The organism is Wenyingzhuangia sp. IMCC45533 (genome assembly GCF_054111225.1).
Genome location: NZ_CM134197.1, coordinates 2,032,559 through 2,050,000 on the forward strand (window position 1 = coordinate 2,032,559; position 17,442 = coordinate 2,050,000).

At 35.9% G+C, this 17,442-nt stretch carries 13 protein-coding genes and 1 rRNA gene (1 of these 14 running past the window's edge); 12 read left to right on the forward strand and 2 right to left on the reverse strand.

Annotated features, from left to right (window positions below):
* Positions 1 to 20 precede the first annotated feature (20 nt).
* Both ACXGQW_RS09055 and ettA read left to right on the forward strand, forming a co-directional pair.
* Complete coding sequence (locus ACXGQW_RS09055; protein ID WP_457822138.1) at positions 21 to 830, forward strand: hypothetical protein; 810 nt, start codon at positions 21 to 23, stop codon at positions 828 to 830.
* Between the two features lie 141 nt (positions 831 to 971).
* Positions 972 to 2,663, forward strand: coding sequence for an energy-dependent translational throttle protein EttA (gene ettA, locus ACXGQW_RS09060; RefSeq protein ID WP_457822139.1), 1,692 nt, complete (start codon positions 972 to 974; stop codon positions 2,661 to 2,663).
* Between the two features lie 71 nt (positions 2,664 to 2,734).
* Here ettA and ACXGQW_RS09065 read toward each other — a convergent pair whose 3' ends face one another.
* Complete coding sequence (locus ACXGQW_RS09065) at positions 2,735 to 3,082, reverse strand: hypothetical protein (protein WP_457822141.1); 348 nt, start codon at positions 3,080 to 3,082, stop codon at positions 2,735 to 2,737.
* Positions 3,083 to 3,293: 211 nt separating this feature from the next.
* Here ACXGQW_RS09065 and ACXGQW_RS09070 point away from each other — a divergent pair, with 211 nt between their 5' ends.
* The 9 genes from ACXGQW_RS09070 to ppnP all read left to right on the forward strand — a co-directional run bounded on the left by ACXGQW_RS09070 (position 3,294) and on the right by ppnP (position 14,966).
* Positions 3,294 to 4,517, forward strand: coding sequence for a c-type cytochrome (locus ACXGQW_RS09070; RefSeq protein ID WP_457822143.1), 1,224 nt, complete (start codon positions 3,294 to 3,296; stop codon positions 4,515 to 4,517).
* 58 nt (positions 4,518 to 4,575) lie between these two features.
* Positions 4,576 to 7,626, forward strand: a complete 3,051-nt coding sequence (locus tag ACXGQW_RS09075) for a TAT-variant-translocated molybdopterin oxidoreductase (protein WP_457822145.1) — start codon at positions 4,576 to 4,578, stop codon at positions 7,624 to 7,626.
* 30 nt (positions 7,627 to 7,656) lie between these two features.
* Positions 7,657 to 9,057 carry an NrfD/PsrC family molybdoenzyme membrane anchor subunit gene (nrfD, locus tag ACXGQW_RS09080; RefSeq protein WP_457822147.1) on the forward strand — a complete coding sequence of 467 codons (1,401 nt, stop codon included), beginning with the start codon at positions 7,657 to 7,659 and terminating at the stop codon, positions 9,055 to 9,057.
* Positions 9,047 to 9,574 (forward strand): DUF3341 domain-containing protein, encoded by a 528-nt coding sequence (locus ACXGQW_RS09085; protein WP_457822148.1) that lies wholly within the window; start codon positions 9,047 to 9,049, stop codon positions 9,572 to 9,574. The genes nrfD and ACXGQW_RS09085 overlap by 11 nt, the downstream gene beginning before the upstream one ends.
* Positions 9,575 to 9,579: 5 nt before the next feature.
* Positions 9,580 to 10,131, forward strand: coding sequence for a c-type cytochrome (locus tag ACXGQW_RS09090; RefSeq protein WP_457822150.1), 552 nt, complete (start codon positions 9,580 to 9,582; stop codon positions 10,129 to 10,131).
* Positions 10,132 to 10,153: 22 nt separating this feature from the next.
* Positions 10,154 to 11,593 (forward strand): quinol:cytochrome C oxidoreductase, encoded by a 1,440-nt coding sequence (locus tag ACXGQW_RS09095; RefSeq protein WP_457822152.1) that lies wholly within the window; start codon positions 10,154 to 10,156, stop codon positions 11,591 to 11,593.
* A 43-nt stretch (positions 11,594 to 11,636) separates the two neighbouring features.
* On the forward strand, positions 11,637 to 12,695 hold the full coding sequence (locus ACXGQW_RS09100) for a cytochrome c oxidase subunit II (protein ID WP_457822154.1): 1,059 nt from the start codon (positions 11,637 to 11,639) through the stop codon (positions 12,693 to 12,695).
* Between the two features lie 38 nt (positions 12,696 to 12,733).
* Positions 12,734 to 14,509 (forward strand): cytochrome c oxidase subunit I, encoded by a 1,776-nt coding sequence (locus tag ACXGQW_RS09105; RefSeq protein WP_457822156.1) that lies wholly within the window; start codon positions 12,734 to 12,736, stop codon positions 14,507 to 14,509.
* Between the two features lie 175 nt (positions 14,510 to 14,684).
* On the forward strand, positions 14,685 to 14,966 hold the full coding sequence (ppnP, locus tag ACXGQW_RS09110) for a pyrimidine/purine nucleoside phosphorylase (RefSeq protein ID WP_457822159.1): 282 nt from the start codon (positions 14,685 to 14,687) through the stop codon (positions 14,964 to 14,966).
* 566 nt (positions 14,967 to 15,532) lie between these two features.
* Here ppnP and ACXGQW_RS09115 read toward each other — a convergent pair.
* The gene (locus ACXGQW_RS09115) at positions 15,533 to 15,703 is read right to left on the reverse strand and encodes a hypothetical protein (RefSeq protein ID WP_457822161.1); all 171 of its coding nucleotides are present in this window, start codon (positions 15,701 to 15,703) and stop codon (positions 15,533 to 15,535) included.
* 415 nt (positions 15,704 to 16,118) lie between these two features.
* On the opposite strand from ACXGQW_RS09115, the gene ACXGQW_RS09120 reads away from it, so the two are divergent.
* Positions 16,119 to 17,442, forward strand: a 16S ribosomal RNA gene (locus ACXGQW_RS09120); it runs 199 nt beyond the window's last position.

Below are 17,442 nucleotides of genomic sequence, written 5' to 3' on the forward strand. Positions count from 1 at the left end.
TTATAATAAAAAATAAAAAAATGAAAATACACATATATACTACACTACTATTGTTTTTTTGCCTGATGAGTTGCGTAGAAGAAATTCCTACCGAAACCACATTTGAAGAGCAAATTTTTATATCGGGTTCCATTAATACCACTACAGATTTTGTCTCTGTAAAAATTCAAAAAACAGTACCCGTAACCAGTAGTAATCTCGTGAATTTTGTAAGCGGTGCCAATATTTCCTTATTCACCAAAGATGAAGATGACAAAGCTACTTTAGTAACCAATTCTTTTGTAGAACAAAACGGAACTTACGTTTCTTCCGAGGAAATTACCCCTGTTATAGGAAACAGTTATTGGATAGAGGTTACTTTAGAGAATGGAACGATTCTAAAATCGGATAGAGATATATTGAGGTCATCGATAGAAATTAAAGAGATAAAAAAAGAGGTAGAAGAAGAACTCATTGTGGTTGTTTTTGACGATCCTGAGGAGGAGAGTAATTTTTACATATTTCATTTCGAATTTTTTAGAGACAATCAACTCGTTGAAAGTTTTACAGAGTTGAGTACTGATAGGTTTTTTAATAAAAATGAGGACATAGAGTTGTCCGTTGTTGATGATTATATTGATGAGGAAATAACATTTAAAATAAGTATCAGCAACGTTAGTTTTAATACATATCAATATCATTCAAATTTGCTAAGCAGCCAAGAGGAGGATGACGTATCGTTAAGTTCACCCATTAATATCATTGGAAATGTTACAGATACTAATCGTAACAAAAGAAGTTTGGGGAACTTTGATGTGACGGGGTTTGTCTCACTTTCAAAAAAGTTTTAGTTATTCATGGTTTAAGTAGCTATTTTACAGGGCAGAGTTTTATCTAAGAAAACTGACACCAATCAAGGTGTCAGTTTTTTTGAACAAGTACTTTTATTAAAAAAGAACTATTTTTGTGATTCTAAAATTAAATACAATAAAATGTCAGACGATAAAAAAGTAATTTTTTCCATGTCTGGATTGAGTAAAACTTACCAATCTACAGGGAAACAAGTGTTAAAGAATATTCATTTGAGTTTTTTCTACGGAGCCAAAATTGGAATCTTAGGTTTAAATGGTTCTGGGAAATCTACTTTAATGAAAATTATAGCAGGACAAGAAAAAAATTATCAAGGAGATATTACTTTTTTAGACGGATACACAGTGGGTTATCTAGAGCAAGAGCCCAAGTTGGACGACGATAAAACGGTAATGGATATTGTAAAAGAAGGAGCTGCAGAAACGGTTGCAATTCTAGAAGAGTATAATCAGATTAACGATATGTTTGGATTAGAAGAAGTGTATTCTGATGCAGACAAAATGGAAAAACTAATGGCTCGTCAAGCAGAATTGCAAGATAAAATTGATGCCTCTAATGCTTGGGAATTAGAGACAAAGTTAGAGATTGCAATGGATGCTTTGCGAACTCCAGAGGGAGATACTCCTATTAAGAACTTATCTGGAGGAGAAAGAAGACGTGTTGCCTTGTGTAGATTATTATTACAAGAACCAGATGTGTTGTTGTTAGATGAACCAACAAACCACTTAGATGCAGAGTCTGTGCATTGGTTAGAACATCACTTGGCCCAATATAAAGGAACAGTAATTGCCATCACACACGATAGATATTTCTTAGACAATGTTGCCGGGTGGATTTTAGAATTAGATAGAGGAGAAGGAATACCATGGAAAGGAAATTACTCATCTTGGTTAGATCAAAAAGGGCGACGTTTAGCAAAAGAAGAAAAAACAGCTTCTAAACGTCAAAAAACATTGGCAAGAGAATTAGAATGGGTAAAGCAAGGAGCCAAAGGTCGTCAGGCAAAGTCAAAAGCGCGTTTAAAAAATTACGACAAGTTGATGAACCAAGACCAAAAGCAAGTTGAAGAAAAACTAGAGATATATATCCCTAATGGACCACGTTTGGGAACCAACGTGATTGAGGCTAAGGGAGTTGCTAAAGCATTTGGAGATAAATTGTTGTATGATAACTTAGAATTTAACTTGCCTCAAAATGGAATAGTAGGAATCATTGGACCTAACGGTGCTGGTAAATCGACCATCTTTAGAATGATTATGGGAGAACAAACCCCAGATAATGGTGAGTTTGTCGTAGGGGAAACTGCCAAAATTGCCTACGTAGATCAAAACCACTCAGACATAGATCCTGATAAATCTATTTGGGAAAACTTTTCTGATGGACAAGAATTGGTCATGATGGGAGGGAAAATGGTGAATTCAAGAGCTTATTTGTCCCGTTTTAACTTTAGTGGGTCAGAGCAAAACAAAAAAGTTTCATTGTTGTCAGGAGGTGAACGAAACCGTTTACATTTGGCAATGACATTAAAAGAAGAGGGAAATGTACTGCTATTAGATGAGCCTACCAACGATTTAGATGTAAACACATTAAGGGCTTTAGAAGAAGGTTTGGAAAACTTTGCAGGTTGTGGAGTGGTAATTTCTCACGACCGTTGGTTTTTGGATAGAATTTGTACGCACATTTTAGCTTTTGAAGGAGATTCCCAAGTGTATTTCTTCGAAGGATCTTTCTCAGAATATGAAGAGAATAAAACGAAGCGATTAGGTGGAGATGGAATGCCAAAACGTATCAAATATAAAAAGCTAATTCGATAGTGATTTGTAGATAAAACAAAAAAATCCGTAGAACTTTCTACGGATTTTTTTGTTTGGGTACGCTTCCTAACTTATAAAATTTTAGCTGTCGGATATTTTGATTTTATCAGCAAGTATATTTTTTCAGCTTCTAACTTAGATTTGTAAGGAGAGGTAACAACTTTCCAATCAGGACTCACATAAGTGAGCTTCATTTCAATATTATCAAAGGCTTGTTTAAACTGATTGTAAGTTTGTAAAGCTTTTTCTTCATTACCGTTGTATAATACAACACTAAAACCGGTCTTAGAATTTTTATTGTGGTTGCGTTTTTTGGTTATAAAACGATCTAGTTCTTTAGGTTTGTTTTGAGCTTGTAATGTATTTACGCTGTTAAAAAAAACAGAAATAATAAGAATTAAAATTGATTTTTGAATCATTCCTTAGGGTTTAAAATCCAAAACAAAAGTACAAAAACTAACTCAAATCAAAAGTTTATTTAGAATTTGTATAAATTATTTTTTCACACAAATATCTGTTCCCCAATTGGAAGCATAATATTACTTTTGTGGCTACGTAAAAAGTAGACATAATTCATAAAAATGACTTTTTTTTGCGATAGAACAAACGTAAAACTTATTATACAACTGTATGAAAATTGTGAAATTACACAGAAAACTATCTAGTGTTTTAAAGTTAAGCCTAGCGCTTTTCTTCTCTTTTTCTTTAAGTTTATCTGCACAAGATACACCCACAGAAGAGCAAGCAAAAGCAGGGAAAGCATTGTTTAACATGCATTGTGCTTCGTGTCACAAGCTAAACAAAAAAGCAACGGGGCCAGCACTTTACAAAGTGGCTGAACGTCGTGAAATGGACTGGCTTAAAGCGTGGATCAAAAACAATAATAAATTGAGAGCTTCAGGAGATGCTGAGGCAAAAGCAATTTATGAAGAATATGGTGGTGTAGCCATGAGTGTTTTTGAGTTCTTAACTGATAAGCAAATTGAAGATATTATAGCGTACACAACTCTAGGAGAGCCTAAAAAAGCTGGAGCTGCAGTTGTTGCTGCGCAAGTTGAAGAAGTAGATTCTTCATCAGGGGAAATCTTATCTAAGATTGCAACGGTTGTTGTCGTATTAGTTTTACTAGCACTTATTGGGTGGGTATTCTTTAAAAGCAACAACGGTTTCTTAAAAATAGCTGCGGTAATTGTATTGGTCTTTTTAGGAGTTTATTTCGGTTTTACAGCTTTATTTGCAGTAGGAGTAGATCAAGAGTATCAACCTGTTCAGCCAATTGCTTACTCTCATAAAATTCATGCTGGAGAAAATCAAATTAACTGTCAGTACTGTCACTCTTCTGCTAAACACTCTAAGCATTCAGGAATACCATCAGTAAATGTATGTATGAACTGTCATAAGAACATCGCTGAGGTTGCTGAAGGGACACAAGTGAAATTAGGTGACGGAAGAATTTTAGGAAAGGCTGAATTAGATAAGGAGATCCAAAAAATTTATGATGCTGCTGGATGGGATCCAGAGAATTTAAAATACACAGGAGAAACCAAACCTGTAAAATGGATTCGTATTCATAATCTGCCAGATTTTGCTTACTTCAACCACTCGCAACACGTAACTGTAGCAGGTGTAGCGTGTCAAAAGTGTCACGGACCTATTCAAGAAATGGATGAGGTTTACCAATATGCTCCATTAACAATGGGCTGGTGTATTGACTGTCACAGAGAAACAGAAGTGAATATCAAAGGAAACGGATACTACAAAAAAATACACGAGCAATTATCTAAGAAGTATGGGGTTGATAATGTAACAATCGCTCAATTAGGTGGTATAGAGTGTGGTAAGTGTCATTACTAAGATTAAAGAATTTAAGCTAAGTTTTTAGTTAGCATCAACTATAGAAAAACAAATAAACATGGCATCAAACAAGAAATACTGGAAAAGTGTTGAAGAACTAAATGAAAATAGTTCTATTGTTGCTTCGCTTGAACAAAACGAATTTAACGAAGGACAAGCTCCTGAGTCGTTTTTAGGTGATAAAGAAACTTTAGAGTCGTCTAGTACAACAAGACGTGATTTTTTAAAGTATGTTGGGTTTACAACAGCAGCTGCTTCATTAGCAGCTTGTGAAGGACCGGTAATTAAATCGATTCCTTATGTAGTAAAGCCAGAGGAGTTAACTCCAGGGATTGCAAATTATTATGCATCTACTATTGCAGATGGATTTGATTTTGCAAACGTATTAGTAAAAACAAAAGAAGGTCGTCCTATCTTTATTTTACCAAATAAAGAAGCAAAGGGGACTACCAATGCACGTGTGGGTGCTTCTATATTATCATTATATGATAGTTTAAGATTACAAGGACCTAAGATAAAAGGTAATACAGCCTCTTGGTCGGATGTAAATGCAAAAATTACAGCACAATTAGAAAAGATTTCTGAGTCTGGAGAAAAAATTGTTTTTTTAACGGGAACTTTAGCAAGTCCATCTACAGATGCTTTGATTGCGGAGTTCGCAAAAAAATACGACAACGTTTCTCATGTAGTGTATGATGCTATTTCCGAATCTGCGGCTTTAGATGCTTTTGAAGAAGTTTACGGAGAAAGAGCATTGCCTAACTATAAATTAGAAGAGGCTAAAGTAATCATGTCTATTGGAGCAGATCTCTTAGGAGATTGGCAAGGAGGAGGTTTTGAAGCTTCTTATGCTGCTGGTAGAGACGTAAAAGCTGGAAACTTCTCTCGTCATATTCAAGTTGAAGCCAACTATTCTTTAACTGGTGCAAACGCAGACAAGCGTATTGTATTAAAACCTTCTGAGCAGTCTTATGCACTAATCAACTTATACAACGCAGTAACAGGACAAAACTTACCTTCTAAAAAAACTCCAGAAGATGCGGCTATCAAACAAGCAGCAGCTCAGTTGAAGAAAGCGGGAAGTAAAGCTGTTGTAGTTACAGGAATTCAAGACAAAAATGCTCAGTTAATCGCATTGGCAATTAACAACTTTTTAAGTTCTGAAATATTAGACGCTACGAATGTAAAGTTTGTAAGAAAGGGAAGCGATGCTAAAGTTGCCGACTTGATTGCTGATATGAAAGTAGGAAAGGTAGGAGCTTTAATTACTTATAATACAAATCCAGTTTATACTTTAGCGAATACAGCAGGTTTTAAAGCAGGATTAAAGAAAACTAAATTAACAGTTGGTTTTTCATCTAACGAAGATGAAACGCTTAATGAAGTTCAATACGCTTTACCTACACCTAGCTATTTGGAAGCTTGGGGGGATGTAAAGATGACTGCTGATCAATATAGTTTAACACAGCCTACTATTAAGCCATTGTTCAATACGCAGCAATTTCAAGATTGTTTATTAGCGTGGACAGGTCAGTCAACTTCTTATTACGATTACTTATCTGCTTATGCTAAAGCTAACGTAGTAGGTGACAAATCTTGGAACAAGACCTTACATGATGGTTTTGCTAGCATTAACGCCACAGCATTATCAGCAAAAGGAATTGATGTAGCTGCAGCTGCTAACGAATTAAAATCAACTGTAAAAACAGGAGAATTTGAATTGGTGTTGTATTCTTCTATAGCTTTAGGAGACGGACAACAAGCAAACAATCCATGGTTACAAGAATTGCCAGACCCATTAACGAGAGCTTCATGGGATAATTACTTGTTAATCTCTCAAGCGGATGCTGATAGATTGGAGTTTACAAATCCTGTTCAAGACAATGGAGCTATTAACGGACAGTATGCTAACATAACTGTAAATGGTGTTGCTATAGAAAATGTACCTGTATTAATACAGCCAGGTCAAGCTCAAGGAACTTTAGCTTTATCTTACGGTTATGGTAAGACCAAAGCTTTAAAGGACGAAATGAAAGTGGGGGTTAATGCCTACGCAGTTGCCTTTGGGGGAACTCAAATAGCTACTGTTGCTAATGCAGGTGGAGAGCACTTATTTGCATGTGAGCAATTACAACATACCATTGCTGGACGTCACGATATTTTAAGAGAAACAAGTTTAGAAGAATATAAGCATGGTCATCCAGAAGAATGGAATCCAAGACCAGAAGTATCTCTAAAACACGAAGAAGTTGATGTTACTAAGGTTGACTTATGGGAAGATCACGATAGATCTATAGGTCATCACTTTAACTTAAATATAGATCTAACATCTTGTACAGGATGTGGTTCTTGTGTGATTGCGTGTCATGCAGAAAATAACGTACCAGTTGTTGGTAAGCACGAAGTACGTGTAGGTAGAGATATGCACTGGTTGCGTATTGATAGATACTATACTTCTGAGGGAGATGCAGGTTCTGCAAACAAGTCAATCAACCAGGCATCTTCTATAGATGATGCTTCTGTATATGAGGCTTTAGAAACTCCAGAAACTATCAATCCTCAAGTAGCTTTTCAACCAGTAATGTGTCAGCACTGTAACCATGCACCTTGTGAAACTGTATGTCCTGTGGCTGCAACTTCTCACGGTCGTCAAGGTCAAAACCAAATGGCATACAACAGATGTGTAGGTACTCGTTACTGTGCAAACAACTGTCCTTACAGAGTTCGTCGTTTCAACTGGTTCAAATACAATAATAACGATGAGTTTGATTTCCATATGAATGACGATTTAGGTAAAATGGTGTTAAACCCAGATGTTACTGTGCGTTCTAGAGGGGTTATGGAAAAATGTTCTATGTGTATTCAAATGACACAATACACTATTTTAGAGGCTAAGAAAGAAGGTAGAATTATTGACGCCAACGAATTCTCTACAGCTTGTTCTAGTGCTTGTGCTACTGGATCTATTAAGTTTGGAGATATCAATAACCCAGAAGATGAAGTAACTAGTTTACGTGTTGATAAACGTGCATATAGATTGTTAGAGTTCATAGGAACTGATAACAATGTAGTTTATCAAACTAAAATTAGAAACACAAACGAAGCTTAAAAGGAATAACTAAAATTTAAAATTAATTATATGTCGTCTCATTACGAAGCACCCATTAGAGAACCTTTAGTTTTAGGGGAAAAGAGTTACCACGATATCACAATGGATATTGTGAAACCTATAGAGGGTAAGGCAAATAAAAACTGGTATATAGCATTTACAATTGCATTGATTGCATTTTTGTGGGGTGTAGGTTGTATATTATATACTATTGGAACAGGAATTGGAGTTTGGGGATTGAACAAGAACATTGGATGGGCTTGGGATATTACTAACTTTGTATGGTGGGTAGGTATTGGTCATGCTGGTACTTTAATTTCAGCTGTATTACTTTTATTCCGCCAAAAATGGAGAATGGCTATTAACCGTTCTGCAGAGGCCATGACAATTTTTGCAGTATTCCAAGCAGGGTTGTTTCCATTAATACATATGGGACGTCCATGGAACGGATACTGGGTATTACCAATTCCAAACCAATTTGGATCTTTATGGGTAAACTTTAACTCTCCATTATTATGGGATGTATTCGCAATTTCTACTTACTTATCCGTATCATTAGTTTTCTGGTGGACAGGTTTATTACCAGATTTTGCAATGATTCGAGATAGAGCTGTTAAACCTTTTCAGAAGAAAATATATGCTTTGTTATCTTTCGGATGGTCCGGTAGAGCAAAAGATTGGCAACGTTTTGAAGAAGTTTCTTTAGTTTTAGCAGGTTTAGCTACCCCTTTGGTACTTTCGGTACACACTATTGTATCTATGGATTTTGCCACTTCCATTAACCCAGGTTGGCACTCAACAATTTTCCCTCCTTATTTTGTAGCAGGAGCTATCTTTTCTGGATTTGCTATGGTACAAACATTACTAGGGATTATGAGAAAGGTTTCTAATTTAGAAAATTATATCACTCGTTTGCATGTTGAATATATGAACATCGTAATTATTGTAACTGGGGGTATTGTTGCTGTGGCTTATGCTTCGGAATTTTTTATCGCTTGGTACACAGGTTCTCCTTACGAAAACTACACGTATATGTCTGTAGGTGCTGCCACAGGACCTTACGGATGGGCATTCTGGTCTTTGATATTATTTAACATTGCAATTCCTCAAGTATTATGGATTAAGAAATTTAGAAGAAGTTTTATTGTTTCTTTCTTGGTATCCATTGCCATTAACATAGGAATGTGGTTTGAGCGTTTTGATATTATTGCGATTGTATTGAGTAAAGGTCACTTGCCATCTACTTGGACACGTTTTGAACCTACTTTTGTAGATGTTGGAGTATTTGTAGGTACTATTGGATTCTTCTTTGTATTGTTCTTATTATATGCAAGAACTTTCCCTGTAATTGCACAGGCAGAAGTAAAAACAATTTTGAAATCTTCAGGAGAATATTATAAACAATTAAGAGACGGAAAAAATGAGCACTAATAAAGTTATACACGCATTATATAATGATGACGATGTTTTAATGGATGCCGTTAAAACAGTAAAAAATGCGAATCATCATATTGAAGAAGTATTTACGCCGTTTCCAGTTCACGGTTTAGATAAATTACTAGGATTGCCACATACTCGTTTAGCTGTTTGTGCTTTCTTATATGGATTAACAGGATTGTCTTTTGCTATTTGGATGACAAATTACATGATGATTGAAGATTGGCCACAAGATATTGGGGGTAAGCCGAGTTTCTCATGGATTGTAAACATGCCAGCTTTTGTGCCTATTATGTTTGAATTAACAGTGTTTTTTGCAGCTCACTTAATGGTGATTACTTTTTTTATGAGAAGTAGATTATGGCCTTTTAAGGAAGCTGAAAATCCAGATCCAAGAACTACTGACGATATTTTCCTAATGGAAATTCCAGTACACAAAAACGAAGAAGAATTAACAGCATTATTAATGAGTACCCACGCTGTTGAGATTAAAGTAATTGATAAGCACTAATAAACATGAGTAGATTATTTAAAATTACGGCCATAATAGCAGTAGTAACCTTAATGTTTACTTCATGCGATAACACAAAGCGTAACTTACAATACATGCCAGACATGTACGAGTCTGTTGCTGGAGAGCCTTATGCTGAGAGTAAAGTTTTTGCGAATGGAACTGAAGCTCAAAAGCCTGTAGAAGGTACTATTGCAAGAGGACACGTCCCTTACGAATATCCAGATACTAATGAAGGTTACGAAGATGCCAAACAAAACTTAAAATCTCCATTAACTGTTGAGGATTTAGACAGCGATAATGGTAAAAAATTATACATTATGTATTGTGCTGTTTGTCATGGTAACAAAGGAAACGGTCAAGGAGCTTTAGTGAAGAACGAAAAATTTTTAGGAATACCTAATTACAAAGACAGAGACATTACCGAAGGAAGTATTTACCACGTAATTATGCATGGTAAAAACATGATGGGGTCTCACGCTTCTCAGTTAAATGAAAAAGAACGTTGGTTAATTGTTAAACACGTTCTAGAGTTAAGAAATAACTTGTTAAAATAATTACCAAACAATTAGATAGATTATGTATCAATTTTCAAGTAAATTAAAAATATCTGCTATTGCACTAATGGTAATAGGTTTTATAGGTATTGTTATAGGTTTTGTATCTGCACCAAGTTCGGAAGCTGAAGTAGCAGAAATATTAGCGCATCAAGCATCTCATAGTTCGCATGATTCTCACTACAGTGATAAAAATGCTACTAAAGAAGTTTCACATCAAGATACTCATACAACACAAGCTCACGGACATGAAAACCATGCACACGATAGTCATGACAAAGGACATGCTACTGAGCATGGAGAAGCTCATCATGCAGAAGCAGGTCACGGTCACGAGAGCGAACATCACTTAGCACACGTACTTCACCAATTACAAAATAGACCATGGGCTGCATTTTTTGTAGCGTTGTTCTTCTTTACTTTTGTAACGATTGTTGTATTCGCTTTCTTAAATATTCAAAGAGTAGCACAAGCAGGATGGTCAGTTGTTCTGTTCAGAGTTATGGAGGGGATTGCAGGTTTCTTACCTTATATTTCTATTATCTTTTTGATTTTTATCGTTTTAACTGCTTTTCATGCCAATCACTTATTTGTATGGATGGGAGAAGGAGTTACGGACCCAGAATCAGCTAACTTCGATCAATTAATAGCTAATAAATCAGGTTGGTTAAACACACCAAGATGGCTAATATTTAGTGTTATTTATTTAGTAGGATGGAATGTTTTCCGTTTACTAAATAGAAAATACTCATTAGCTCAAGACACTGCTAAAGACTTAACAAATTATCACAAAAACTATAAAATTGGAGTTGCCTTTTTAGGATTTTTCTTATTCACAGAATCTATGTCTGTATGGGATTGGATTATGGGATTAGATCCACACTGGTTCTCAACCTTATTTGGATGGTACGTTTTGGCTACAGCTTTAGTTTCTGCTTTAACTGTTATAGCAATGGTTACTGTTTACTTAAAATCTAAAGGATATTTAGCAGTAGTAAACGATAGTCATTTACACGATTTGGCTAAATTTATGTTCGGATTTTCAATTTTCTGGACTTACCTATGGTTTGCACAATTTATGTTGATATGGTATGCAGATATGCCAGAAGAAACAGTTTATTTTGTTCAGCGTTTCGAAGATTACAAATTAGTTTTCTTAGGAATGATTCCTTTAAATTTCATTATTCCTGTCTTATTACTAGTAAATAGTGATTTCAAACGTATTCCTCAAATAGTATTAGGAGTTGGAACTATTATTTTGATTGGTCACTATATAGATGTTTTTGTAATGATTATGCCTGCTACAGTAGGAGATCAATGGGGATTCGGAATTGCTGAAATTTCAAGTGTACTGTTCTTTTTAGGATTGTTTATATACGCTGTATTTACAACAATAAGTAAAGCACCATTAATTGCAAAAGGAAATCCTTTCTTACACGAAAGCGAACACTTCCATTATTAATAATATATATATCATTACATTTGCAAAAAATTAAAACAAAATTATGTTAGCATTATTTTATTTTTTCGTAGCGGTTGCCTTTGCTATTGGAATATGGCAAGTAAACAAGTTACTTTCATACAAAGCTTTAATTAGCGACTTAAAAGCAGGTAAAACTGTTAAAAATTTAGAAGATTACGACAATCCAATCGCCACAGAAAAAGACAATAATTTACAAGGTAAATTATTCTTAATCTTTTTAATAGGTTTCTATTTATTAATGGGATACTGTTTGATCTTTTTACAAGATATCATGTTACCAGATGCTGCATCAGTAGAAGGAGAAGAATATGATAATTTATATAGAATTTCGTTCTGGTTAATTGGTGTTGTACAGTTTTTAACGCAAGCTTTACTATACTTTTTCTCTTATAAATACAGAGGGATTAAAGGAACAAAAGCAACTTTCTTTGCGGATTCTCATAAGTTAGAATTGGTTTGGACAAGTATTCCAACAATTGTTTTAGCTGCCTTAATATTGTATGGTTTAAACATTTGGAATGAGGTTACTGACTTAGAAGGAGATGAAGCAATATTAGTAGAAGTATACGCTAAACAATTTGGTTGGCAGGCTCGTTATGCGGGTAGAGATAACGAATTAGGTAGAGGAAATGTGAGATTTCTAGGAGGTGCTAACACGATTGGTATTGATATGTCTGATGCCAAGTCTGCAGATGACATTCCTGTGAGAGAATTACACTTACCAGTAGGTAAAAAAGTAGTAATGAAGTTCAGATCTCAGGACGTTCTACACTCTGCATATATGCCTCATTTTAGAGCTCAAATGAACTGTGTTCCTGGAATGATTACTGAATTTGGATTTACACCGAAGTTTACTACCGAAGAAATGCGTCAACAAAAAGATGTTATTAGAAAAGTAGCGAGTGTAAATAAAGCTAGAATAGCTAATGGTGATGAAGCTTATGAATTTGATTACTTATTATTATGTAACAAAATTTGTGGAGCCTCTCACTACAACATGCAAATGAAAATAGTTGTTGAGTCTGAAAAAGACTATTTAACTTGGTTAAATCAACAGAAAACAGCTAAAGAATTATTTTAATCACTGTTTTTTAGAATCACAAAAAGAAAAATTTTATTATGTCAGAACATCATCATAAAGAAACTTTCGTAACAAAGTATTTATTTACTTATGACCACAAAATGATTTCAAAGCAGTTTTTAGTAACTGGGATGATCATGGGAATTATTGGAGTTCTAATGTCACTATTATTTAGGCTTCAAATAGCTTGGCCAGAGCATTCGTTTTCTATTATAGAAGCATTTTTACCAGAGCGTTTTCAATCAGAAGCTGGGGTTATGAAGCCAGACATCTATTTAGCACTAGTAACTATACATGGAACTATCATGGTATTCTTTGTATTAACTGCTGGTTTAAGTGGAACTTTTTCAAACCTATTAATTCCATTGCAAATTGGGGCTCGTGATATGGCTTCTGGATTTATGAACTGCCTTTCTTACTGGTTGTTCTTCTTGTCTAGTGTAATTATGGTAATTTCATTGTTTGTACAAGCAGGACCTGCTTCTGCGGGTTGGACAATCTATCCACCATTATCCGCGTTACCACAAGCAATTCCAGGTTCTGGAACGGGTATGACACTATGGTTAGTATCTATGGCTATATTCATTGCATCATCATTAATCGGATCCTTGAACTATATTGTCACTATCTTAAATTTAAGAACAAAAGGAATGAAAATGACAAGATTGCCATTAACCATGTGGGCATTCTTCATTACAGCTATTATTGGTGTAGTTTCCTTCCCTGTATTATTTTCTGCAGCATTATTGTTGATTTTTGATAGAAGTTTTGGAACATCGTTCTACTTATCAGATATTTTTATTGGTGGAGAAGTATTAAACTACCAAGGAGGATCACCTGTATTATTTGAACACTTGTTTTGGTTCTTAGGTCACCCAGAGGTATATATTGTATTATTACCAGCATTAGGATTAACCTCCGAAATCATTTCAACAAATTCACGTAAACCAATTTTTGGATACCGTGCAATGATTGGATCTATTATGGCTATTGCATTCTTGTCTACAATCGTTTGGGGTCACCATATGTTTATTTCTGGAATGAATCCATTTTTAGGATCAGTATTTACCTTTACAACCTTATTAATTGCAATTCCATCAGCAGTAAAAGCTTTTAATTATATTACTACTTTATGGAAAGGTAATTTACAGTTCAATCCAGCAATGTTGTTCTCAATCGGATTAGTATCTACATTTATCACAGGAGGACTAACAGGGATTGTCTTAGGAGATTCAGCCTTGGATATCAACGTTCACGATACTTATTTTGTAGTTGCACACTTTCACCTAGTAATGGGAGTATCTGCCATTTACGGAATGTACGCGGGTATTTATCACTGGTTCCCTAAAATGTATGGAAGAATGATGAACAAAACTTTGGGATACGTACACTTTTGGATTACTGCTATCGCAGCATACGGAGTTTTCTTCCCAATGCATTTTATCGGATTGGCAGGTTTGCCACGTAGATACTATACAAACACCAACTTCCCATTGTTTGACGACTTAGCAAACATCAACCAAGTAATGACTGTGTTCGCCATTATTGGAGGGATAGCGCAAATTGTATTTTTAGTAAACTACTTTATGAGTATTTACAAAGGAAAGGTAGCTTCACAGAACCCTTGGAGGTCTACAACTTTAGAGTGGACAACCCCTGTAGAACATATCCACGGGAATTGGCCTGGAGCAATCCCAGAAGTTCACCGTTGGCCTTATGATTATAGTAAAGTTGATGAAAATGGGGAATACATTTTTGGAGAAGACTACATTATGCAAACAGTACCTCTAAAAGAAGGAGAGCAAGAATCGTAACATATTCTTTTTAACATAATACAAAACCTCGATATAACTATCGAGGTTTTTTTATTGATGTAAGCTCTAAGAGGATGATTCGAAATGTTTAGAATTTTAAAGTTCTCAAAGAGATTACTATTAATAACTAATCGTTATTTTAGCAAAATATAAACAATCAATATTAATACAAAAAATGATATCAGCTAACGAATATTTCGATGGTAATGTTAAATCATTGGGATACGAAACAAAAAAGGGAAAATCAACTCTAGGAGTTATGGAAGTTGGAGAGTACGAATTTGGAACAAGCCAGCACGAAACAATGACCGTTATTGAAGGTGAAATGATAGTGAAACTACCAGGCTCTTCAGAATGGGAAACATACAAAGCAGGACAAGCATACCAAATTGACGCTAACGAAAAATTTCAAGTAAAAGTTTCTACACAAACTTCCTACTTATGTCAATACAAATAGTAAAAAGCCTCTAGTAACTTAGAGGCTTTTTTTATAATCATTTACCACTTAAGTTGGGAAGGTAATTTTAAGGATATATTACATACCAACGTGAAAGAAATAATTTATTCTTACAACAAGTAAAACGTATATCATATTGCTAAAATCTGATTAAAAATAGTACCACAAGTAACATTTTCCAAGATTCATTTGTTGTGTATTAAACATCTCAATTTTATTAGTATTTCTGAAAAGCAAGTATCAATCATAGTAGATACTCGCTATCGATATTCAATCACACTTACCAATCAAGCTAAATAAAATAGAGACAGAGAATCATTATAATATCTGTTGTGTAGTTATTTAGGGCGTTCCCCTTGTGGGTCGGGCTATTCGCTATATCTTTTACTAGTTTTCGATACAAATTTATTCCGTTTCACTCCATAAATTCACTCAAACTGACCGTAAAAGGATGCCGCTACTATCCCTAACGCAAAGAGTAAAGTTTACCAAAGATAAAAGACAGAGAATATATAATCAAAACATAACACCATAAACACATCTCAATAATGTCAAAGTTCTTAAACTTATAACCACCAACCACCAACCACCAACCACCAACCACCAACCACCAACCACCAACCACCAACCACCAACCACCAACCACCAACCACCAACCACCAACCACCAACCACCAACCACCAACCACCAACCACCAACCACCAACGACCAACGACCAACGACCAACCACCAACCATCCATATTAACCCCCTGACTAGTAACGCACTAAAAAAGAGACAAAAACTTCACGAAAAAACTACGTAAAAACATTAAAATATGCGTATGTTTGCAACCCCTTAGTAGCGAGAAGTATTCGAGTTATAAAGGGATAAGATCAAATACATTATCTAGCATTTAATAAAGGAGCATATCCTTTACAAACAAGTAAAAAAAAAGATTTAGAAATAAATCAACAATTATTTGTTTGGGATTAAATAAAGTTAGTATATTTGCATCCGCTTAGCGAAGCAGCTAAGAGATAAAGTCACTATGTGACAAAGTTCATTGAGAAATTTGAAATTGACAGCGTAAATTAGAGCGTAAATTACATGACTAGATCATGAGATTTTTTTGAGCATCGTCTAAATATGCAGTGAGAGCTGTAAAAAAATAACGATGAAGAGTTTGATCCTGGCTCAGGATGAACGCTAGCGGCAGGCTTAACACATGCAAGTCGAGGGGTAACAGGGATAGCTTGCTATTTGCTGACGACCGGCGCACGGGTGCGTAACGCGTATAGAACCTACCATGAACAGGAGGATACCCTTTGGAAACGAAGACTAATACTCCATGGCGATATGATTTGGCATCAGATTATATTTAAAGATTTATTGGTTTATGATGGCTATGCGTCTTATTAGCTAGATGGTAAGGTAACGGCTTACCATGGCAACGATAAGTAGGGGTCCTGAGAGGGAGATCCCCCACACTGGTACTGAGACACGGACCAGACTCCTACGGGAGGCAGCAGTGAGGAATATTGGTCAATGGAGGCAACTCTGAACCAGCCATGCCGCGTGAAGGATGACTGCCCTATGGGTTGTAAACTTCTTTTATAGAGGAAGAAACGTGGTTACGAGTAATCATTTGACGGTACTCTACGAATAAGGACCGGCTAACTCCGTGCCAGCAGCCGCGGTAATACGGAGGGTCCAAGCGTTATCCGGAATCATTGGGTTTAAAGGGTTCGTAGGCGGGCTAATCAGTCAGAGGTGAAATCCAGCAGCTTAACTGTTGAACTGCCTTTGATACTGTTAGTCTTGAGTTATATGGAAGTAGATAGAATATGTAGTGTAGCGGTGAAATGCATAGATATTACATAGAATACCGATTGCGAAGGCAGTCTACTACGTATATACTGACGCTGATGAACGAAAGCGTGGGGAGCGAACGGGATTAGATACCCCGGTAGTCCACGCCGTAAACGATGGACACTAGTTGTTGGGCACAAGTTCAGTGACTAAGCGAAAGTGATAAGTGTCCCACCTGGGGAGTACGGTCGCAAGATTGAAACTCAAAGGAATTGACGGGGGCCCGCACAAGCGGTGGAGCATGTGGTTTAATTCGATGATACGCGAGGAACCTTACCAGGGCTTAAATGTAGGATGCATTGTTTAGAGATAGACATTTCTTCGGACTTCTTACAAGGTGCTGCATGGTTGTCGTCAGCTCGTGCCGTGAGGTGTCAGGTTAAGTCCTATAACGAGCGCAACCCCTATTTTTAGTTGCTAACAGGTTAAGCTGAGGACTCTAGAGAGACTGCCGGTGCAAACCGCGAGGAAGGTGGGGATGACGTCAAATCATCACGGCCCTTACGTCCTGGGCTACACACGTGCTACAATGGTAATGACAGAGGGCAGCTACCTGGTGACAGGATGCGAATCTTCAAACATTATCACAGTTCGGATTGGAGTCTGCAACTCGACTCCATGAAGCT